Annotated in this window: 19 protein-coding genes; 10 read left to right on the forward strand and 9 right to left on the reverse strand. The window is 67.7% G+C overall.

Annotated features, from left to right (window positions below):
* The first annotated feature begins 88 nt into the window (after nt 1-88).
* The 3 genes from DCO49_RS11480 to DCO49_RS11490 all read left to right on the forward strand — a co-directional run bounded on the left by DCO49_RS11480 (nt 89) and on the right by DCO49_RS11490 (nt 3,538).
* Nucleotides 89-1,567 (forward strand): DNA-3-methyladenine glycosylase 2, encoded by a 1,479-nt coding sequence (locus DCO49_RS11480; RefSeq protein WP_116864151.1) that lies wholly within the window; start codon nt 89-91, stop codon nt 1,565-1,567.
* Nucleotides 1,564-2,055 carry a methylated-DNA--[protein]-cysteine S-methyltransferase gene (locus DCO49_RS11485; RefSeq protein WP_116864152.1) on the forward strand — a complete coding sequence of 164 codons (492 nt, stop codon included), beginning with the start codon at nt 1,564-1,566 and terminating at the stop codon, nt 2,053-2,055. The genes DCO49_RS11480 and DCO49_RS11485 overlap by 4 nt, the downstream gene beginning before the upstream one ends.
* Before the next feature lie 238 nt (nt 2,056-2,293).
* Complete coding sequence (locus DCO49_RS11490) at nt 2,294-3,538, forward strand: ectonucleotide pyrophosphatase/phosphodiesterase (protein WP_116864153.1); 1,245 nt, start codon at nt 2,294-2,296, stop codon at nt 3,536-3,538.
* A 75-nt stretch (nt 3,539-3,613) separates the two neighbouring features.
* Here DCO49_RS11490 and DCO49_RS11495 read toward each other — a convergent pair whose 3' ends face one another.
* Nucleotides 3,614-3,793: a 30S ribosomal protein THX gene (locus DCO49_RS11495; RefSeq protein ID WP_079221211.1), complete on the reverse strand. Its 180-nt coding sequence runs from the start codon at nt 3,791-3,793 to the stop codon at nt 3,614-3,616.
* Nucleotides 3,794-3,903: 110 nt separating this feature from the next.
* Nucleotides 3,904-4,317, reverse strand: a complete 414-nt coding sequence (locus DCO49_RS11500; RefSeq protein WP_116864154.1) for a MerC domain-containing protein — start codon at nt 4,315-4,317, stop codon at nt 3,904-3,906.
* Nucleotides 4,318-4,452: 135 nt separating this feature from the next.
* Between DCO49_RS11500 and DCO49_RS11505 the strand changes: the two genes are divergently transcribed.
* The 4 genes from DCO49_RS11505 to DCO49_RS11520 all read left to right on the forward strand — a co-directional run bounded on the left by DCO49_RS11505 (nt 4,453) and on the right by DCO49_RS11520 (nt 10,339).
* A complete protein-coding gene (locus DCO49_RS11505) occupies nt 4,453-6,654 on the forward strand; it encodes a TonB-dependent receptor (protein WP_116864155.1) in 2,202 nt (733 codons plus the stop codon).
* Nucleotides 6,655-6,922: 268 nt separating this feature from the next.
* Nucleotides 6,923-7,489: a TetR/AcrR family transcriptional regulator gene (locus DCO49_RS11510; protein WP_116864156.1), complete on the forward strand. Its 567-nt coding sequence runs from the start codon at nt 6,923-6,925 to the stop codon at nt 7,487-7,489.
* Nucleotides 7,489-9,162: an MFS transporter gene (locus DCO49_RS11515; RefSeq protein ID WP_116864157.1), complete on the forward strand. Its 1,674-nt coding sequence runs from the start codon at nt 7,489-7,491 to the stop codon at nt 9,160-9,162. Before DCO49_RS11510 ends, DCO49_RS11515 begins: the two co-directional genes overlap by 1 nt.
* Before the next feature lie 10 nt (nt 9,163-9,172).
* Nucleotides 9,173-10,339 carry an HlyD family secretion protein gene (locus tag DCO49_RS11520; RefSeq protein ID WP_116864158.1) on the forward strand — a complete coding sequence of 389 codons (1,167 nt, stop codon included), beginning with the start codon at nt 9,173-9,175 and terminating at the stop codon, nt 10,337-10,339.
* A gap of 425 nt (nt 10,340-10,764) precedes the next feature.
* Here DCO49_RS11520 and DCO49_RS11525 read toward each other — a convergent pair whose 3' ends face one another.
* Together DCO49_RS11525 and gltX are read right to left on the reverse strand one after the other, a co-directional pair.
* The gene (locus DCO49_RS11525; protein ID WP_079221204.1) at nt 10,765-11,256 is read right to left on the reverse strand and encodes a Fur family transcriptional regulator; all 492 of its coding nucleotides are present in this window, start codon (nt 11,254-11,256) and stop codon (nt 10,765-10,767) included.
* Nucleotides 11,257-11,290: 34 nt separating this feature from the next.
* Nucleotides 11,291-12,694 carry a glutamate--tRNA ligase gene (gene gltX, locus DCO49_RS11530; RefSeq protein ID WP_116864159.1) on the reverse strand — a complete coding sequence of 468 codons (1,404 nt, stop codon included), beginning with the start codon at nt 12,692-12,694 and terminating at the stop codon, nt 11,291-11,293.
* 484 nt (nt 12,695-13,178) lie between these two features.
* Here gltX and DCO49_RS20180 point away from each other — a divergent pair, with 484 nt between their 5' ends.
* Nucleotides 13,179-13,823, forward strand: coding sequence for a hypothetical protein (locus DCO49_RS20180; protein WP_133249424.1), 645 nt, complete (start codon nt 13,179-13,181; stop codon nt 13,821-13,823).
* Between the two features lie 53 nt (nt 13,824-13,876).
* Here the strand turns inward: DCO49_RS20180 and DCO49_RS11540 are convergent, their stop codons facing one another.
* The 5 genes from DCO49_RS11540 to creB all read right to left on the reverse strand — a co-directional run bounded on the left by DCO49_RS11540 (nt 13,877) and on the right by creB (nt 19,610).
* Nucleotides 13,877-15,433 (reverse strand): M20/M25/M40 family metallo-hydrolase, encoded by a 1,557-nt coding sequence (locus DCO49_RS11540; RefSeq protein ID WP_116864169.1) that lies wholly within the window; start codon nt 15,431-15,433, stop codon nt 13,877-13,879.
* Between the two features lie 162 nt (nt 15,434-15,595).
* On the reverse strand, nt 15,596-16,006 hold the full coding sequence (locus tag DCO49_RS11545; RefSeq protein WP_116864161.1) for a hypothetical protein: 411 nt from the start codon (nt 16,004-16,006) through the stop codon (nt 15,596-15,598).
* A 10-nt stretch (nt 16,007-16,016) separates the two neighbouring features.
* A complete protein-coding gene (gene creD, locus DCO49_RS11550; RefSeq protein WP_116864162.1) occupies nt 16,017-17,336 on the reverse strand; it encodes a cell envelope integrity protein CreD in 1,320 nt (439 codons plus the stop codon).
* Nucleotides 17,337-17,417: 81 nt separating this feature from the next.
* Nucleotides 17,418-18,878, reverse strand: coding sequence for a two-component system sensor histidine kinase CreC (creC, locus tag DCO49_RS11555; RefSeq protein WP_116864163.1), 1,461 nt, complete (start codon nt 18,876-18,878; stop codon nt 17,418-17,420).
* 3 nt (nt 18,879-18,881) lie between these two features.
* The gene (gene creB, locus DCO49_RS11560) at nt 18,882-19,610 is read right to left on the reverse strand and encodes a two-component system response regulator CreB (protein ID WP_116864164.1); all 729 of its coding nucleotides are present in this window, start codon (nt 19,608-19,610) and stop codon (nt 18,882-18,884) included.
* A gap of 35 nt (nt 19,611-19,645) precedes the next feature.
* Here creB and rlmJ point away from each other — a divergent pair, with 35 nt between their 5' ends.
* Nucleotides 19,646-20,503 (forward strand): 23S rRNA (adenine(2030)-N(6))-methyltransferase RlmJ, encoded by an 858-nt coding sequence (rlmJ, locus tag DCO49_RS11565; RefSeq protein ID WP_116864165.1) that lies wholly within the window; start codon nt 19,646-19,648, stop codon nt 20,501-20,503.
* A 128-nt stretch (nt 20,504-20,631) separates the two neighbouring features.
* Complete coding sequence (locus DCO49_RS11570; protein WP_079221197.1) at nt 20,632-21,177, forward strand: GNAT family N-acetyltransferase; 546 nt, start codon at nt 20,632-20,634, stop codon at nt 21,175-21,177.
* Nucleotides 21,178-21,241: the final 64 nt, after the last annotated feature.

A 21,241-nucleotide genomic window follows, 5' to 3' on the forward strand; every position in this document is an offset into this window, starting at 1 on the left:
CAGGGCTGCAAGCCCTGCCGAAAACCCCGACAACATCCATGTCCGAATCCGGCGAGTATCTCCCCCCGCCCCGCCCTAGACTGGCGCCATGGACACCGCCCCCACCCTCGACCACGCCGCCTGCGACCGCGCCCGTCTGGCCCGCGACGCGCGCTTCGACGGCGTGTTCTTCACCGCCGTGCGCAGCACCGGCATCTATTGCCGCCCGGTCTGCCCAGCACCGCCGCCGAAGCCGCGCAACATCAGCTACTACCCGACCGCCGCCGCAGCCGCTGCCGCCGGCTATCGACCGTGCCTGCGCTGCCGCCCAGAACTCGCCCCGCAGGCACAGCAGGCATTGGCCGGGCAAACCGTGCAGCGCGCCCTCGCGCTCATCCATGCCGGCTTCCTGCAGGACCAGGCCGTGGCCGAACTCGGCGCGAAACTGGCCGTGAGCGCACGCCAGCTGCAGCGCCTGTTCGTCGAGCACCTGGGCGCCACGCCCGGGCAGATCCACGCCACCCATCGCCTGCTGCTGGCCAAGCAGCTGCTGACCGAAACCACCCTGCCGGTCACCGACGTTGCCCTGGCCGCCGGCTACAACAGCCTGCGCCGCTTCAACACTGCCTTCCTGCAGGGCTGCGGCATGGCGCCGACCGCGTTGCGCCGCCAGCACACCCCCGCGGCAGCCGACGATGGCGGCCTGGTGCTGCGCCTGGGCTATCGCCCGCCGCTGGACTTCCCGCGCATGCTCGACTTCCTGCGCAAGCGCAGCCTGCCGGGCATCGAACTGATCGGCGAGGACAGTTACCAGCGCGTGCTCGGCACGCCGGACCGCCCCACCCTGCTGCGCGTCACCGCCGACCCCAAGCGACCGGAACTGCGCCTGCAGCTGGGCGCGGTCGATCCGCGGTTGATTCCGGACATCGTGCGCCGCGTGCGCCGGGTGTTCGACCTCGATGCCGACCTTCAGCAGGTGCACGCTGCCCTGGCCGAGGAACCGCTGCTGGCACGCGGCATCGCCGAGCGGCCTGGCCTGCGCGTCCCCGGTGGCTGGGATGGTTTTGAAGTGGCCGTGCGCGCGGTGCTGGGCCAGCAGGTGACCGTCGCGGCGGCCACCACCTTCGCGCGTCGCCTGGTCGATGCATGGGGCGCGCACCTGCCCGGCATGCCGGCCGAGTTCGACCGCCAGTTTCCGGCACCGGAGGTGCTGGCCGAGGCACCGCTGGAATCGATCGGCCTGCCGCGCACGCGTGCGGCCACCGTGCGGGCGCTGGCGGCGGCCTGTGCCAGTGGTGAACTGGATTTCGGCCCCGGCCAGGCGCTGGAGGATTTCGTCGCCCGCTGCGTGGCCCTGCCTGGTATCGGGCCGTGGACGGCGCAGTACATCGCCCTGCGTGGCCTGGGCCAACCCGATGCCTTCCCCGCCGGTGACCTGGTGCTGCAGCAGGTGCTCGGCCATGCGCAGGGCCAACGCCTGAGCGAACGCGCCGCCGAGGCGCGTTCGCAACCGTGGCGTCCTTGGCGCGCCTATGCGGTGCTGCACCTGTGGCACCTGTCCGGCACGTTTGTTGGAGAACCGACATGACCCTGTTGTTCGATCGTTTCGACAGCCCGATCGGCGAGCTGACCATCGCCGGTGACGAACGTGGCCTGGCCCACGTGCTGTTCCCGGAAAACCGCCACCCAGCGCGTGGCCGCGGCGACTGGCTGTATTCACCGGATGCGCTGCCGGAGGCGCGCGAGCAGCTGCTGCAGTTCCTGCACGGTGAGCGCAGCACGTTCGATCTGGTGCTGGCACCGCAGGGCACGCCGTTCCAGCTGCGGGTGTGGCATGCGTTGGCGCTGATTCCGTTCGGGCAGACCTGGAGTTACCTGCAGCTGGCGCAGCACCTGGGCCAGCCGACGGCGACGCGTGCGGTGGGCGCGGCGAATGGGCGCAATCCGTTGCCGATCATCCTGCCGTGCCATCGGGTGATTGGCAGCAATGGTGCGTTGACCGGGTTTGGGGGTGGGTTGGAGACGAAGGCGGCGCTGCTGCGGCTGGAGCAGCGGCAGGCACCGCTGTTTGCCTGAGGGATCTGGGTGTTCCGGCAGGGCTGCGCCTTGCACCCGCTCAATGCAACGACAACTTCAAAAGCCGGAGCGGCATTCTGTGGGATGGCGGGTTCACGCGGCTGTTGCGACGCGCGGCCGTTGGTAGGTCTCGACCTTGGTCGACACGCTGTGTCCGGACGCGGAAAAATGCGCGGACACGGCGCGCTTCTGCGCGCCGTGTCTTGGGTACGTCATTGCTGCCGCTTATGATTGCCGGATGACTTCCGTACGCCTGACCTGCTCGCTGGCGTTGCTGCTGCCCTTGGCGGCCTGCACGACCACGCCTTCTCCGTCCGCGCCGGTTGCGCGCGCCGACGCGCCGCCGCCGAAATTGCTGCTGATCTCGATCGATGGCCTGCGTGCCGATGCGCTGGACCGGGGGCTCACCCCGAACCTGCAGCGCATCATCGATGGCGGCGTGCGTGCGCGCTGGATGACGCCGTCCTATCCGTCGCTGACCTTCCCCAACCACTACACCATCGTCACTGGCCTGCGGCCGGACCACCATGGCATCGTCAACAACAGCATGGACGATGCACAGCTGGGCCGTTTCAGCCTGGGCGACCGCGACGCGGTGACCAACAGCGGCTGGTGGGGCGGCGAGCCGATCTGGGTCGGTGCCGAGAAGGTCGGCGTGCGCACCGCGACCACGTCCTGGCCGGGCAGCGAAGCCGAGATCGACGGGACCCGCCCCAGCCAGTGGCAGGTCTACAACAGCAAGGAACCGCTGCAGCAGCGCGCGCGCACGGTGCTGGAATGGCTGGCGCAGACCGATGCCGATGCACCGCGGTTGACCACGCTGTACATGGAAAACGTCGACAAGGCCGGCCACAACCATGGCCCCGATTCGACCGAGTACCGCGATGCGATCGTGCAGGCGGATGAGATCGTCGGCCAGGTGCTGGATGGCCTGGAAGCCGAGGGCCTGGCGGCCACCACCAACGTCATCGTGGTCTCCGACCACGGCATGGCCAGCGTGGCCGAGGGCCATGTGGTGTCCACCGAATCGATGGCCGATCCGTCCATTGCGCGCAACGTCAGCCAGGGCCAGTCGGTCGGTTTCGCGCCGGTCGCCGGCCGCGAGGCACAGGCCGAGCGCGCCCTGCTCGGTCGCCACGCCCACTACGAATGCTGGAAGAAGGAATCGCTGCCGGCACGCTGGCACTACGGTTCGCACCCGCGCGTGCCACCCATCGTCTGCCAGATGGATGAGGGCTGGGACGCGCTGCGCGCCGAGCGGATCAGCACGCGCACCCACCAGGATCGTGGCTCGCACGGCTATGACAATGCCCTGCCCTCGATGCGCGCCGTGTTCGTCGCACGCGGTCCGTCGTTCCGCCAGGGGCTGGTGATCGATGGCTTCGACAACGTCGACGTCTATCCGCTGCTGGCGCAGCTGCTGCAGGTGCCGGCCGCGCCGAACGATGGCAACGCCGAGACGCTGCAGAAAACACTGCGTTGATTCCAACGGCCGCCGGGCACAAAAAAACGCGGCGCCAGGCGCCGCGTTTTTCTTTGGACCAATAACCCGGCCCGATCAGGCCTTGGCAGCAGCCTTCTTCGCCACGGCCTTCTTGGCCGGAGCCTTGGCCACGGTCTTCTTGGCAACCGGGGCACCGGCGCCTACAGCGACCTTGCTCGCGGTGTGCGAACGGGCATTGCCGTAGCTGGCGTTGTAGCGCTTGCCCTTGGCGGTCTTGCGGTCACCCTTACCCATGTCTTCAACTCCTAAAGTGTGAAATCTGGTTACCCCGTGCTGACACGGGTTCGGCGGGGCCGTCTTGCTGGACGCCCCCGCGCACGATCACAAAGCCTAACACGACGCGCCTAGTGCGCGCAGCTGGCGTCGTGGACGTGGACGTGGTTCAGGCGCAGGTTGACCAGGTGGGCCACGCCCACCAGCAGGCCGCCGAGCGTCATCACCATCGCATGCGGCACGGCATTGTGGTGCAACGCGTCGACCAGCACGCCCGCCCACAGGGCGACCAGGCCCGGCAGCAGGAAACCCAGTGCGCGCAGGGCGCCATGGCGGCGGTAGCCCATGACCAGGCTGAACAGGCCAAGCAGGGTCACGAAGACCACCAGGGTCATTTCCACGCCGTCGCTCAGCCAGAACGAAAGGCCCAGCGAAGGGGCGATCGCCAGCAGCACAGGGATCACCGCGCAGTGCACGGCGCACAGCATCGAACCGGTGGCGCCGAAGCGGTCGAGCAGGCGGCGGAAGGAGGAGGACAGGGACATGACTTCCAGCAGGGTCGGCGAATCGTTATGGAATAATATAACATCCGTCCCCGACCCGCACGGTTTCCCTCCCCCTGTCCCACGACGGGATACGTGCGCCACCCGATTGATACAATGTAACAAAGGAAGCACCGGATGCCCTCTCACGCCCCACGTTTCAAGCCGCATTCCCTGGCTCTGGCCCTTGCCGCCCTGCTGCCATCGGCCGCTTTTGCCGCTGCCGACCAGGACACCCATCGTGACCGCCACCTGACCGAGCTGTCGTCGGTGCAGGTCACCGCCTCGCCGCTGCAGGGCGATGCCGAGTCGCTGGCCCGCCCGGTGGACGTGCTGGCCGGCGAGCGCCTGGACGAGCAGAAGGCCGGTACCCTGGGTGACACCGTGGCCAAGCTGCCCGGCGTGCAGAGCACTTTCTTCGGCCCCGGCGTCGGCCGCCCGATCATCCGCGGCCAGGAAGGCCCGCGCGTGGCCGTGCTGTCCAACGGCATGGGCAACATGGATGCCTCCACCGTCAGCGCCGACCACGCCACCAGCATCGAGCCGTTCCTGGCGGACCAGATCGAAGTGCTGAAGGGCCCGGCCACCCTGCTGTTCGGCAGCGGCGCCATCGGCGGCGCGGTGAACGTGGTCGATGGCCGCATCGCCCGCGAACTGCCGGACCGTCCGCTCAGCGGCCGCGCCGAAGTGCGTGGCAACTCGGTCAACGACGAGCGCAGCGGCATGTTCCGCCTCGACGGCGTCAGCGGCAACGTCGTGCTGCACGTCGACGGTCTGGTGCGCAACGGCGATGACTACCGCATCCCCGGCTACGCGGTGATCGACAGCCTGGAAGACCACCACGAAGACCACGACCACGACCACGCAGGCGAGGAAGGCGAAGAGCCGCGCCGCGGCCGCCTGGACAACAGCTCCATCCGTACCCGCGCCGGTGGCATCGGTGCCACCTGGCTGGGCGAAGGCGGATACTTCGGCGTGTCGGCCAGCACCTACCGCACCAACTACGGCATCCCCAACGGCGCCCACGTGCATGCCGATGGCGATGACCACGACCATGACCACGACCATGGCGAGGAGGAGGAGGAAGGCGACGAGCATGACGTCCGCATCGACATGGTGCAGAACCGCTTCGAGACCAAGGCCGGCATCTACAACCCGGTCTCGTTCCTGAAGAACGTCAACGCGCGCGTGGCCTACACCGACTACGAACACGTGGAGCTGGAAGCCGGCACGCCGTCCACCCGCTTCACCAACCGTGGCATCGAAACCCGCCTGGAAGCCGTGCAGCAGCAGATCGGCGGCTGGGACGGCGCGTTCGGCGTGCAGTTCGGCAACAGCGATTTCGGCGCCATCGGCGAAGAAGCGTTCGTACCGGACACCAACACGAAGAACGCAGGCCTGTTCGTGCTGCAGGAAAAGCAGTTCGGCCCGTTCAAGCTGGAACTGGGTGGCCGCCACGACCAAGTGAAGCTGGACCCGACCGGTGACTACCGTCGCCGCAAGTTCGACGCCACCAACCTGTCCGCCGCCGGCATCTGGAAGCTCAACGATGCCGTCGACCTGCGCATCGGCGTGGACAGCTCCGAGCGTGCACCGACCAATGAAGAGCTGTACGCGGCCGGCGCGCACATCGCCACCCGTTCGCTGGAAATCGGCGATGCCGACCTGAAGACCGAGCGCGGCCAGCGCGTCGAGCTGGGCATCCACACCCACAGCGACCGCCTGGACTTCTCCGCCGCGATCTACCAGACCAAGTTCAAGGACTTCATCTACCTGGCCGACACCGGCATCACCGAAGGCCTGCCGGTGCGTACCTGGACGCAGCAGGATGCGGTGTTCAAGGGTGCCGAGGCCGAGGCGCTGGTGCACCTGTTCGAAGGCAACGCCGGCGACTGGGACCTGCGCGTGTTCGGTGACTACGTGCAGGCCAAGCTGGATGGCAGCGGCAGCCGCACGCTGGACATCGCCGTGCCGCACGGTGACCACAACCACAACTACAGCGTGGACCTGGTCAACACCGGTTACCTGCCGCGCATCGCCCCGGCCCGCGTCGGCGCCGACCTGCGCTGGGCGAAGGACGGCTGGCGTGCCTCGGTGGGCGCGGTGCGCTACAGCCGGCAGAAGGACGTGGCCCAGAACGAGGCGCCGAGCGACGGCTACACCCTGGTCGATGCGCACTTCGCCTACCGCTGGGACCGCAGCGACAGCAACAGCTACGAGGTATTCCTGGATGGCAGCAACCTGACCAACCGCGAAGTGCGTCCGCACACCTCGCTGCTGCGTGACTATTCGCCGCTGCCGGGCCGCGGTGTCGCCTTCGGCATCCGCGCGTACTTCTGATCGGTCATCCACGCATGGCGTGGAGCTACTGAGGCCTGCGGGGTCAGAGCCCTTTCCTGCGGAAAGGGATCCGACCCCAGCCAACCATTTCCTGGCGACGTTCATCGCCGTTCTCTCCCGGGGGCCTCATGGCCCCCGTTTTTTGTGGGCGCGCTCCCACGGGCATCTTCTTCACGCCGCATTTACAAAGATGTGCGTACAGCAACAAATGGACATTCCCGTCACTCACTGTCTCGCCAACCGGACACGCGTGTCCGATAATGAAGCCATGACCACCCAACGTGCCGATGCTGCTGCCCGCCGTGCCCTCATCCTTGATGCCGCCGACCATGTGTTCGGCCAACACGGCGTCACCGCGCCCCTGGACCTGGTGGTCGAACGCGCCCAGGTGGGCCGCGCCACCCTGTACCGCAACTTCCCCGACCGCACCGCGCTGATCCAGGCGCTGCTGCAGCGGACCGTCGACCGCATCCGCCGCCAGGTGGAACAGCTGGGCGACCGCGACGACGCCCTGTTCGAGGTCTTTGAAGGCATGGCCCAGCGCATCATCGATTCGCCGGCGCTGGCCGACTACTGGCGCGCGGTGGATTCGGACGTGCCCGCCATGCGCATCGCGCGCGAGACCGTGCGCGACCTGCTGGAAGCGCCCATCGCCCGCGCCAAAGCCGCCGGCCTGTGCCGGTCGGACCTGGAAAAGACGGATATTTCACTGATCTCGGGCATGCTGGGCGCAGCCCTGCGCGGCAAGACCCGCGAAGAGCGTGCCCACCTCGCCGGGCGCGCCCTGCAGCTGCTGCGCGGCGGCCTCCAGGGAGCAGCCAACCAGGGGCGCTGATGGTCCAGCCGTATCTCAAGCCGGTTCCGGACTGGGAGGAGCACGAGAAGCCGACCATGCCCGGTTCGGCCTCGATGCCCTGGCACCCCCCGTACCGTCGCGCGGCCTACGCGCTGGTCTCGCTGCTGGTGGCCATCACCGGCGGCCTGGGCAATGCGCTGGTCACCGCCAACCTGCCCTTCCTGCAGGGCCAGCTCGCACTGACGCCCACCCAGGGCAGCTGGCTGGTGGCGGCCTATGCCATGGTCAACGTCACCGCCAACCTGCTGGCCTTCAAGTTCCGCCAGCAGTACGGCATCCGCCTGTTCGCCGAGATCGGTCTGGGCCTGTATGCGGCGCTGGCGGTGCTGCACCTGTTCGTCGGCAGCTTCGAGACCACGATGCTGACCCGCGCGGCAAGCGGCTTTGCCGGCGCCGCATGTTCGACGCTCGGCACGTTGTACATGCTGCAGGCGCTGCCGCGCCGCTTCACCGGCAACCTGCTGGTGATTGGTGTCGGCCTGTCGCAACTGGCGGTGCCCCTCGCCTGGATCGTCTCGCCGGCGCTGGTCGATACCGGCCAGTGGCACCAGCTGTACTCGTTCGAGGCCGGCCTCGCGCTGTGCGCGTTCGCCGCGGTGGTGGTGCTGAAGCTGCCGCCGGGCATGCAGATCAAGGCGTTCGAACCGCTGGACTTCCTCACCTTCACTCTGCTCGCACCGGCCGTGGCGCTGCTGGTGGTGGTACTGGCGCAGGGCTACACACGCTGGTGGTTGAACACGCCGTGGCTGGGCTGGGCGCTGGTCGCTTCGATCGCGCTGGCCACCACGGCACTGGTCATCGAGCACTACCGGCGCAACCCGCTGCTGCAGATCCGCTGGCTGTCGACGCTGCCGGTGCTGCACTTCATCGTCGGCGCGTTCCTGCTGCGCTTCCTCACCACCGAACAGTCCTACGGCGTGGTCAACCTGATGCGCACGCTGGGCATGGGCCCGGACCAGATGCGCCCGCTGTTCGTGGTGATCCTGGCCGGGGTGATCGTCGGCATCGCCGGTGCCTCGCTCACCTTCGGGCCGAAGCGGCTGATCGCACAGCTGCTGATGGCCATCCTGCTGCTGGGCACCGCCGCCTTCTTCGACCAGAGCCGCACCAGCCTGGACCGGCCGCACGACTTCTACATCAGCCAGTTCCTGGCCTCGGTCGGTGCCGGCATGTTCATGGGCCCGCTGATCATGCTCGGCATTTCCGCCGCGCTGAAACAGGGCGTAGACCACATGATCACCTTCCTGGTCACCCTGTCGATCACCCAGACCCTGGGTGGCCTGGCCGGTTCGGCGGTGCTGGGCACCTTCCAGCTGCATCGCGAGCAGCTGTATTCCAGCGCCATCACCAGCCAGCTGGACCCGGCCGACCCCGTGGTCGCGCAGCGCCTGCGCATCCAGCAGCAGATCTACGCCGCGCAGATCACCGACCCGGTGCTGCGCAGCGCACAAGGAACCGCGCAGCTGGCGATCACGGCCCGCCGCGAGGCCAATGTGCGCGCCTTCAATGATGTGTTCACCCTGAGCGGCTGGCTGGCCATCGGCTTCCTGTGCTGGTTGCTGCTGCTGTCGCTGCGTACCGCCGTGCTCAAGCAATGGCACAAGCGCCACCCGTCCCCTCCCCTTGCGGCCACCGCCGCCCCGCCCCACTGAGCCCGCCGCCATGTCCCCGCTACCACCTCGCCCCGACAGCGACGCCCCCGACAACGTCAGCCCAGCGCCGCCGACCGACGCCGCGCCTGCACCCACGCCCGCCGCGCCGGCAGCGGCGCCGAAATACCTCAAGCCCACCTCGCGCAGCGTGGTGGTGATGGTGGTGGTGGCGCTGCTGGGCATCGCCCTGATCCTGCGTGCCTGGAACCTGTGGCCGTTCACCAGCAGCGTAATGGTCACCGACAACGCGTACGTGCGCGGGCAGATCACGGTGATGGCGCCGCAGGTTGCCGGCTATGTCACCGAGGTGTTGGTGAAGGACTTCCAGCACGTCAAGAAAGGCGAGCCGCTGCTGCGCATCGACGACCGCATCTACGCGCAGAAGGTGGCGCAGGCCGAAGCGGCGCTGGACAGCGCGCGCGCGGCATTGGCCAACTCGGACCAGTCGCAGGCACAGAACCGCGCACAGATTGCTTCGACACGCGCCACGCTGTCGGCCGGCCAGGCCGAGCTGCAGCGCTCGCGCAACGAAGCCAAGCGCTACGAAGAACTGGCCGCGCAGCAACTGGTCTCGGTCAACGACCGCGACAAGTTCCGCACCGCGCAGGCATCGGCGCAAGCCAGCGTGCAGCAGTCGCAGGCGCAGATCCGTATCGCCGAGGAAACACTGGTGTCGACCCAGGTGGCGCGCAAGGGACTCGAGGCGCAGGTGGAAAGCGCACAAGCGCAGCTGGAACTGGCGCGCATCGATCTGGCCAACACGGTCATCCACGCACCGCGCGACGGGCAGATCAGCGAGGCCAGCGTGCGCGTGGGCCAATACGTGGCAGCCGGTTCGCAGCTGCTGTTCCTCGTGCCGGAGGCGCTGTGGGTGGTGGCCAACTACAAGGAAGGCCAGACCTGGCAGATGCGCATCGGCCAGCCGGTGACGTTCTCGGTGGATGCGTTCAAGGGCCAGCGCCTGCACGGCCACGTGGAGCAGATCGCGCCGGCCACCGGTTCGGAGTTCAGCGTGCTGCGCCCGGACAATGCGAGCGGCAACTTCACCAAGGTGGTGCAGCGGCTGCCGATCCGGATTTCGATTGATCCGGGGCAGGAGCTGGCGGCGCGGCTGCGGCCGGGGATGTCGGTGATCGCGCGGGTGGATACGGCGGCGGAGCCTGCGCCTGCGCGGTAGAGTCGACCGTTGGTCGACTGCTCTTGCTGCCCAACCGCGCGGCTTCGCCGTAGGCGGCGAACGGCGGAGCCCCTCGTGGCTGATCGTTGCGGTGGGATTGCTGGATGGGCCGGGTGGGTGGGCTGCGCAGGGCCGGCCCCGGACATTCTCCGTGCGCATCAGCCACGTGAATCAAAGGAATAGAATCAAAAGCGGGGCCTGCGGCTCCGCTTTGTTTTTGTAGAGTCGAGCCATGCTCGACTGCTTCTGGTCAGGAACGATCACTACCCCGCTCGCAGCAGGCGCTGGAAGAGGAAGAAATGGTGCTGCGCGCAAGGTGGCGTTGAAGCGGCTGCGCCAGCGTCTGTGAGGTCGGGCCGGTCGTCATTCGGGGTCAGTTCCCTATCGCCTTGGCAAAACGGATCTGACCCCAGGATCCCGATCTGTCAGCCGGCGCAGCGCGCGCAGAGGCCGTGCACTTCCAGGGTCTGCGCCTGCGGCTGGAAACCCAGCTCCTTGGCGCGCTTTTCCAGCTGGGTGACGATCTCGCGGTCTTCCAGCTCCACCGCGCTGTGGCAACTGTTGCAGATCAGGAACGGCACCGAATGCGCCGCGCTGCTGGGGTGGTGGCAGGCCACGAAGGCATTCACCGATTCCAGCTTGTGCACGAAGCCGTTCGCCATCAGGAAGTCGAGCGCGCGGTAGACGGTGGGCGGGGCATCCGCGCCCACGCCCTTGCCGTTGCGCACCCACTCCAGCAGTTCATAGGCCTTGACCGGCTTGCCGGCCTCGGCGATCAGCTTGAGCACGTTGGCGCGGATCGGGGTCAGGCGCAGCCCGCGCTCACGCGAGACGCGCTCGACCACCGCCACGAAATCCGATGCGTCGTGGACGTGGTGGTGCGGGGCGGTACAGGCAGAAGCTGGTTTGGCGGGCATGCGCGTTCTCCGGTTCAGGTCTGGGCGGCAGGGCTCAGGCCGTTGCTACCTTGGTGATGGCCACATCGATGCGTTTCAAGGCCTGCTCGCGGCCGGCCAGGTACACGGTATGGGAAATGTCAGGACTGACTTGGGTGCCGGTGATGGCCACGCGCAACGGCTGGGCGACCTTGCCCATGCCCATTTCCAGGGCAGCGGCAGCGTCGTGCAGGGCCACACCCACGGCTTCGGCGGTCCATTCCGGCAGGGCCGCCAGCAGTTCGCGGGCCTTGCCCAGCGGCAGCTCGGCGCCGGCCTTGAAGTGTTTGGCCACGGCCGCGTCGTCGTACTCGGTCAGCGGCTGGTACCAGACCACGGCCTTCTCGGCCATTTCCTTCAGGGTCTGCACGCGCTCGCGCAGGGCGATCACCACGTCCACCGGCGCCGGGCCGGCGGCCACGTCCAGGCCCAGCTTTTCCAGCTGGTAGACCAGGTGCGGCACGATGCTGGCCGGCTCCTCGGTCTTCAGGAAGTGCTGGTTGACCCAGCCCAGCTTGGCCATGTCCAGGCGCGAGGCCTTGGAATTGCAGTGGGTCACGTCGAACAGGTCGATCAGTTCCTGGCGGCTGAACAGCTCCTGGTCACCGTGCGACCAGCCCAGGCGGGCCAGGTAGCTCAGCAGGGCGTCGGGCAGGTAGCCGGCGTCCTTGTACTGCATCACGTCGGCCGCGCCGGTGCGCTTGGACAGCTTGGCGCCCTGCTCGTCCAGGATCATCGGCATGTGGCCGAACTTCGGCACCGGGGCGCCGATGCCCTCGTACAGGTTGATCTGGCGCGGGGTGTTGTTGATGTGGTCGTCGCCGCGGATGACCTCGCTGATGCCCATGTCCCAGTCGTCCACCACCACCGCGAAGTTGTAGGTGGGGTAGCCGTCCGGGCGGAAGATGACCATGTCATCCAGCTCGCTGTTGGCGATCTCGATGCGGCCCTTGATCAGGTCGTCGAACACCACGGTGCCGTCGAGCGGGTTCTTGAAGCGGATGACGCGGTTCGGGTCGTCCTTGCGCGGCAGGCCCAGCTCACGCGCGGCGCCGTTGTAGCGCGGCTTTTCCTGCCTGGCCATGGCGGCCTCGCGCATCGCGTCGAGCTCTTCGCGGGTCTCGTAGGCGTAGTACGCCTTGCCGTCGGCCACCAGCTGCTCGGCCACTTCCAGGTAACGGGCGACGCGGTCGGTCTGGTAGATCGGGCCGACGTCGTAGTCCAGGCCCAGCCAGTCCATCGCCTCCAGGATCGCGTCGATCGCGCCCTGGGTGCTGCGTTCACGGTCGGTGTCCTCGATGCGCAGCACGAATTCGCCGCCGCGGTGGCGGGCCTCCAGCCAGCAGTACAGCGCGGTGCGGGCACCGCCGATGTGCAGGTAACCGGTGGGGCTGGGGGCGAAGCGGGTGCGGCAGATCATGGAGGGCTCGGGGAACGGGAATCCTCCAGATTTTACCGGATTGCATACCGCTAAAATTACAAATCGTCCTATATCTCGTCGTCCTACCCGAATGTAACCTGAACATACCTCAACGAAGCAGGGACGTTTCTACATGAGCCATCCATCCTTTTCATCAGATGCCGCATTGCCGCAACCGTGCGCGATCGCCACAGCAAACAAGGGCAGCCTCCTGCGGCAAGGCCTCCAGAGATCTTGGCCGATGAAGACCGCATACGGGGTTGCTGGCCTGGTCATTGTCAGTCTTTTCGGCCTATCTGAGTCCAGGGCCTCAACTACCGTCAAAATCAACAGCCACTATTACACCTGCCAGAACTCGTGCGTGGTATCCACACGACCGGGGGAAGGCTTCTCGGTCTGGGACAGCAAAGGCGGCTGGGTAACCAAAACCTCCGCCCCGGGCGAAGCACTCGTAGAAACCGGGCCAGTGACCTGAGCACTTCAAATGAATGCAAGAAAGACCGCTCTGTGGCTACTCACGACTGGGGTGACGGTCGGCGCGCTGGCATGGCATTTTTCGATAAGTGGCCCTCCGCACAGTCCTTCCGCGCAGAACTCCAGCCGTGCCTCAGGAACCGCGCCAGACGCCGCCGAGCGGGAACTCGCCGGCACAGTCTCTCATTCGGGTCCAAAGCCTCTCCTGCAGAATCTTCATCGGGATGACGCGCCCAATGAGGCGAATCTGATTTACGACACTGCCTTGGATGAGAGCCGAATTGACGAGCTGCTAGCAGACGCCGACGCCTTCTCTGCCATGATCAACGCCATGCACGCTGCAGCTTCGACAGACAGGGAACTGTCCGAGTCGACCGCTCTGTTTTCCAGCCACCTCAAGAGTGGCCTGTCGGAGGACGGCCACGAACGCACAGTGCTGGACTTCAGCTGCGGCCAGCAACTGTGCCTGGCAGAGCTGTCAGATCCGGTCAGAGACCCATTGGATATCCGACCGCTGATGCAGCACGACGGCACGACCTACTTCCAGGCGGCAATCGTGTCCGATCAGGTGAAGACCCGCAACGGCACGACCTCGCTCCGCGCGGTGTTCGCCATCGATCCTGCCATCAACCAGATCGTCTCGATACCGGACTGATCAGGCCTGCGGCGACGGAGAGGAGCGAGGTGCTCCCCTCCGTCGGCGGTGCCTCATGGCTGCGGTTCAGCCTTGCGCGGGAACGACTGCTCGCGCATCGCGGCGTTGTAGGCGAACGAGGCGACGATGGCGGCGGCCTGCTTCAGGTCATCCGGTTCGGCGTGGTCCCAGGTGTCCAGGTGGCTGTGGTGGACGTTGGTGAAGTAGTCCAGGCGGTCCTGGATGAACTGGAAGCCCGGCAGGCCGATCCGGTCGAAGCTGATGTGGTCGGTGCTGCCGGTGTTGCGGGTGGCCACGGTGGTGGCGCCCACGTCATGGAACGGGGCCAGCCAGGCTTCGAAGATCGGCATCGCCGCCAGGTTTTCCTGGGCGTAGATGCCCCGGAAGCGGCCGGAGCCGTTGTCCATGTTGAAGTAGACCTGGAACCTGCCGTAATCGCGGGTCTTCTGCAGGGCACCGGTCGGGTCGCGCAGCGACGCCGGCAGCGTCTTCTGGGCCGGGTCGGTGGGTTCGGTGAAACGGCCGAAGTGCTTGGCCACATACGCCTGCGAGCCAATCAGGCCCTGTTCCTCGCCGCTCCACAACGCCACGCGGATGGTCCGCTTCGGCTTGGCGCCGGTGGCCTTGAGGATGCGCATCGCCTCCATCATCACCGCCACGCCGGCGGCGTTGTCAGCCGCGCCGGTGCCGCTGTGCCAGGAATCCAGATGGGCGCCGATCATCACCACTTCGTCGGGCTTGCTGCTGCCGCGGATCTCGGCCAGCGTGTTGTAGCCGGGCTGGTCGGCCTCGTCGGTGAAGCGCGCAGCCACGTCCACGCGCAGGCGTACCGGCTGCTTGGCGTCCAGCGCGCGCACCAGCGGGTTGAAGTGCTCGGCGATCATCGCCAGTTCCGGAATGCCCACCGATTCGCCGGCCTTGCGCGAACCGCCGCCGGCGACGCGGATGATGCCGTTGTCCCAGCTGCTGATGCTGATCGAGGCCAGCGCGCCCTCTTCGGCGAAGAAGGCGTTGACCTTGGCGGCCAGCTCCTGGCGTTCCTTGTATTCCTTCACCCGCTTGGCCCGCTCGGCGGCCACATCCTTGGGCAGGGTGAATTCCTGCAGGCCTTCCAGCGAGGTGGCATCGTGCCGGTGCGAATCCGGCTCGGTGCCGCGCTTGTACTCGCGCGCCTCGCCCAGCAGCAGGATCTTGCCGCGCAGCTTGCCGCGGTACTGCTCGATGTCCTCGGGCTTCTTGATCTCCACGTGAACCAGCTCGCCCTCGACCGGGCCACGGGTGCCGGGCGTCCACGCCTTGGGCAGGGCGTGCAGCGGCTGCACGCGGTCGCCCAGCATTTCCACGCTGGCCGAGGTGAATTCCCAGCCACGGCCGAAATCATCAAAGGCTTCGTCGTGCACGTTGTCCAGCTTCCATTCGCTGAACTTGCCGCGGGTCCAGGCATTGGCGCGGCCCATTGCCGGCGAATTGGTCAGGCGCGGGCCGATGCGTTCAGTGAGGTAGCTGAAGGTGTCCATCACCTGCGAACGGTGGAAGGCCTCCTGGCGGATGCGGCTGACCATGTCCAGGTCCACAGGTTCGCGCTGCTGCGCCATCGCATTGCCACCCATCGCCAGCGATGCGGCCAGCACGCCCCACTTCAGCGCGCCCCACTTCAGCCCGTTCCATTTCAACACGCCACACCCCTGCCCTTCGGCTCGATCGTCAACCCATCGAGTCTAGCCAGCACCAGCGCGGCGCCCACGTCCCATCGGTCATGGACCGCACCGCGCTCACCCCCGCCACCCCAACCACAGCTGCGCGCGCTCCGGCAGCAGCAACAGCCAGTGGCGCTGGTCGACGCTGCTGCAGCCGTACACCGCGGCATGCGCGGGCCAATCCGGCGGCAGGCCGTCGATGCCGATCTCCGACAGCGCCGCCGCGCCCGCCTTCCATGGCCGGTAGCGCGGCACCCGCCCGGCCAGCGCGCCGCGTCCCTGCCGCGCGCCGACCAGCCAGTCCAGCCCCTTGCGCTGCAATCCCTCACAGGTCACCGCGGCCAGCTGGAAGCGGACCAGGCCGGGGGCGATCCGTGCCCCCGGCAGGGCCGCCAGCACGCCATGTGCCTGCAGCAGTGCATCCACTTCCAGCAGCGTCGGAACGCCCTGCCGTGCCCGTTGCCACAATCCCTGGCGCCAGCCCATGGCGTGCTCCTTACTTCAGTTCCGCGCCCAGCGCGTACCAGTCGACCCGCCGGGTCACCCACATCGCCAGCGCCAGGATCACGAACAGCAGCAGCGACCCCATCAGCAGCGCGTTGTTTTCCGAGACCAGCAGGCCATACAGCGCGCCGTACAGCAGGGTCAGCAGCGCGGCGAAGCCGAGGCCGCGCTTCCAGTGGCCCAGCACATGGGCGAGGTACACCGCCTGCAGGCCGATGCAGGCCACGGCCGAGACCAGGTAGGCCTTCCAGAAGGTGATGTGCTCGGACAGGCTGATCAGCAGCAGGAAGAAGATCGCCAGCGCCAGGCCGACCATCAGGTACTGCAGCGGGTGGATGCGCAGCGACTTGATCAGTTCGAACAGGATGAAGCCGACGAAGGTCAGCACCACGAACAGGATGCCGTACTTCGAAGCGCGGTCGGCCTGGGTATAGGTGTCGACCGGATCGACCAGCGACACGGTCACCGCCTGCGAATCCATCGCACCGTCACGGCGCAGCTGCGCCTGTGCATCCGAGGCCAGCGAGGAGACCGCCCACTGCGCGTTGAAGCCCTGCGCATCGACCCGGCGTTCGTTGGGCAGGAACGCACCGCTGAAGGACGGGTGCGGCCAGTTCGAGCGCAGGGCGATCCGGGTGTCATCACCCACCGGCACCACCGACAGCGCGCGGCTGCCGTCCAGACGCAGGTCCAGTTCGATGCTGCTGCCGGCCAAGGTGCCGCCGTGGCTCTCGGCGAAACCGGCCACCGGCGCATGCAGGCCACGGCCGACCTCGCTGGCCGCGCCGACACCCGGCAGCAGCCGCACCTGTTTGCCATCCACGCGCAGGTCCGGCGTGCCGACCAGGCCACGCGCATCGGACACGCCTAGCACCACGTACGGCTGGCCATAGCTGCGGCCGGGCTTCACCGGGTAATCGTCGGCCGCGAAGGTCGCCTTCAACTGGCCGTTCCAGCTGTAGACAGGCACCTTGAACAGACCGATCTCGCGCTGGCTCGGCAGCATCTCGCCGCCCACCTCCAGCGAGGCCGGCATCTGCAGCCAGTGGCCTTCGGTCACCTGCTCCTCGGTCTTCTTGTTGCCCTTGGCGTCGACCACCTCGACCTGCCGGCGTTCCACCCACGGTACCACCCGCACCGGGCCGACCAGGCGCTGCGCACCCGCGCGGCTGTCGGCCACCCGCGCGAAGGCCTCGTCGCGGTACGCGCTGCGTTCGTTGATGACGCCGCGGATCATCGTCAGCGGGATCAGCAGCAGCAGGATCAGTCCGCCGACGATGGCGAACCGCAACAGCATCTTCAGGGATTTCATCGTCCGTCCTCGTTGGAGAGGACTGCAGGATGGACGGCGGCGGTGAGCAGGGTTTGTGGCGAATTTGAAGCGAATGTGAAGTCAGCGACGGGCGCGCTGCGCCAGTGCACCCAGCGGCAGCCACAGGCTTGCGACCGTGCCGCCGCCGGGCCGCGGCTCGAGGCTGGCGCGGCCATCGTGCAGGCGCGCCACTTCCTGCACGAACGGCAGGCCAAGGCCGGAGCTGCGCCGGCCACTGCCGGGCCGCGCCAGCGAATAGAAGCGCTCGAACACCCGGTCACGCGCGTACTCGGGCACGCCCGCGCCACGGTCGGCCACCTGCAGGCACACGCCTTGGCCATCGGCCACCGCCTCCAGCTCGACCTCGCCGCCGGGCGCCGAGAACGCCACCGCATTGTCGATCAGGTTCTGCAGCGCCTGCCGCAGCAGATAGGCATCGCCGTGCACGCGCAGGTCGGGCACCGCACCGATCCGCACCACTACACCGGCTGCCTGTGCACGCACCTGCGCGGCGGCCGCGGCATCGTCCAGCAGCGTGGCCGGCGCGATCGGGTCGCGGGTCTGCAGCCAGCCATGCTGTTCCACTTCGGCCAGCGCCAGCAGCTTGTCGATGGTCTCGGTCAACCGCTCCTGCTGGTCGACGATGCTGCGCGCGAAATGCGCGCGGTCGGCATCGGGCATCGGTTCCTGCAGCAGCTCGGCGGCACCGCGGATGGCGGCCAGCGGGCTCTTCATCTCATGGGTCAGCGACTGCACGTACTGCTCGACGTAGGCCTTGCCTTCCAGCTTGCGGCGCATGGTTTCCAAGGCCTGACCGAGATCGCCGATCTCATCGCGGCGGCGTCGCGGCGGCGGCACCGGCTCGCCGGCGGTGACCGCGCGTGCATAGCGGCTGAGCTGGCCGAGGCCAGTGGTCAGCCACATCGTCACCAGCACGCCGACCAGCGCGGACAGGCCGATCAGCCACGCCCCTCGCTCCATGATGGCGCGCTGGCTGGCGGCAATGAACGGATCGATGCTGCGGTTGGGCTGGGCCAGGCTCAGCACGCCGATGAGGGTGTGGCCATCGGCGGGATCATAGACCGGCGCGGCCACGTGCATCACCGTGTCGCCCTCGCTGCCGGGCACTTCCGGGCTGGAGCGCGCGCCGTACTCGCCGCGCAGCGTGCGGTAGACATCGTTCCAGCGCGAATTGTCGCGGCCGACGTCGCGGCCCAGCGAATCGTAGATGACGATGCCGCGCGCATCGGTGATGGTTACCCGGTAATCGAGCGAACGCTTTGGGAAGCGCCAGACCATCGCCTTCAGATCGCGCTGGCGGGCCTTGGCCAGGTTGCGGGTGAAGCTGCCATTGCCGATCGTGCCGGCCTTGACGTCGGCGGCGGCCATTTCGGCGAGCACGTTGGCCGCATCGACCAGGGTCGATTCCATCGCCTGGCGCACGCCCGGCTTCACCTCGTTGACGAACACGCGCATGACGAAGAAGGCGGCGATGCCGGTGATCAGGAAGAAGCCCAGGAACAGCTTCAGTACCAGGCGCATGGCTCAGGTCTCCAGCGCGTAGCCCAGGCCACGATGGGTGCGGATCGGGTCGTCGCTGGCACCGGCGGCACGCAGCTTGGCGCGCAGCGTCTTGACGTGGGTATCGACGGTGCGGTCGGTACTGTCGGCGCTGCTGTCCCAGCCGCGGTCCATCAGCTGGGCGCGGCTGAGGATGGCGCCGGGGCGCTGCAGCAGCGCTTCCAGCAGGGCGTATTCGTAGCGGGTCAGGTCCAGGGCGTGGCCTCGGTAACGGATGCGCCGGCCCTCGCGGTCGATGGCGAAGGCACCGTGCTCGCGCCAGCCAGGCTCGACCGCCGCCACGGCCGGGGCGGTCGGCGCAACCCGACGCAGCCGGGCGCGTACCCGGGCCACCAGCTCGCGCGGTGAGAAGGGCTTGGCCATGTAATCGTCGGCGCCCAGTTCCAGGCCCAGCACGCGGTCCAGCTCATCGTTGCGGGCGGTCAGGAAGATCACCGGCACCTGCGCCTGCGGCCCCGGTAGAGCGCGCAGCCGGCGGCACACCTCGAAGCCGCTGAGGTCGGGCAGGCCCACGTCCAGCACCACCACGTCCACATCGCCCTCCTGCAGGCGCTGCAGGGCCTGCCCGCCGAGCAGGCAGTGGCTGGCTGCGTAGCCTTCGCTGCGCAAGGCATACAGCACGGTTTCGGCGATGGCGGCTTCGTCCTCGACTACCAGGACCTGGGCAACGGGGGCTGTCATGGCGCGCAGCATAGCCGCTGCGGCCGCCGCCCCGTACACTGCCGCCCATGAACTATCGCCACGCCTTCCATGCCGGCAACCATGCCGATGTCCTCAAGCACATCGTGCAGCTGGCCCTGATCGACAGCTTCAAGCGCAAGGACAGCCCGTTCTTCGTGCTCGACACCCATGGCGGTGCCGGCCGTTACCTGCTGGCCAGCGAAGAGGGCCGCAAGACCCTGGAGGCCGAAGACGGCATCATGCGCCTGATGGCCCAGCCCAAGCTGCCGGAGGTCATCGAGCGCTACCTGAAGGCCGTGCAGGCCGACAACCCGGTGGGCGCGATGATCACCTACCCGGGCTCGCCGCTGCTGAGTGCCCAGGCCATGCGCGCGCAGGACCGGATGGCGGTCTGCGAGCTGCAGGACGACGAAGCGGCCCAGTTGAAGGCGCTGTTTGCCCACGACAACCGCGTGGGCGTGCACCAAGGCGATGGCTACGCGCTGCTGCGTTCGCAGCTGCCGCCGAAGGTCAACGGCAGCAAGATCGGCCGTGGCCTGGTCCTGATCGACCCGCCGTACGAGGCACAGGATGCCGAGTACCAGGCCATCCTGGCCGCCTTGGCCGAGACCCTGGCGCGCTGGCCGCAGGCCACCTGCGCGGTCTGGTTCCCGATCAAGCAGCGCCGCACCATCCTGCATTTCCTGCGCAAGGGGGCTGCCCTGCCGGTGAAATCGGCCATGACCATCGAGTTCCTGGTGCGTCCGGACGACTCCCCGCTGCGCCTCAACGGCAGCGGCATGCTGCTGCTCAATGCCCCCTGGCAGTTCGACCGGGTGGTCGGCCCGGCCCTGCCGGCGCTGCGCCAGCACCTGGGCGAGCCGGGTGCCACCACCCGGCTGGATTGGCTTAAGGCGCCCGAATAGCCCACGCGCAAGCGTCGATCGGGCGACGATCTGCCGCCTTCACGAGGCTGTACGCCCGTGAGCCTTTCGTTCACGGAATGCAGCCCCGGTGATGCCACAATCGATGGACCACCAAGGAATCACCCGGTATGGCCACTCGCAACCGCATGCCGCCCTGGCATGAGATCTTCAAGGCTCCCAGCGGCCACGAGCTGCTGATCCGCCCCATCCGCCCGGAAGACGGCGCGCCGCTGCAGGCCGCCTTCAGCCTCTTCGGGCCGGAAGAAATCCGTGACCGTTTCCTGCAGTCGGTGACCGAGCTTTCGCCGGACACCACCCAGCGCCTGACCCACCCCAACCCGAAGACCGAAATCACCCTGGTAGCCGCTGAATCGCTGCCTGCCGGTGAAGCGGTGGTGGGCGCGGTCGCGCGTGCCTCGATCATCCCCGGCACCCGTGAAGCCGAGTACGCGATCCTGATCAGCCGCTTTCTGATCGGCCAGGGCCTGGGCCGCCAGCTGATGCGCAAGCTGGTGAAATGGGGCCGAGGCAAGTACCTGGACCGCCTGTATGGCGACGTGGCCGCCGAGAACGAGCCGATGAAGCAGCTGGCCGCCTCGCTGGGCTTCAAGCCGGTGCCGCACCCCAATGGCGCCGATGGCCTGGTGCGCATGGTGCTGGAACTGGACAACTGAGGTAGCGCCGGCCGCTGGCCGGCGCAGATTCACCGGCAGTCGAGCAAGCTCGACTCTACTTGCG

This window comes from Stenotrophomonas sp. SPM, assembly GCF_003105135.1.
Lineage (GTDB): Bacteria > Pseudomonadota > Gammaproteobacteria > Xanthomonadales > Xanthomonadaceae > Stenotrophomonas.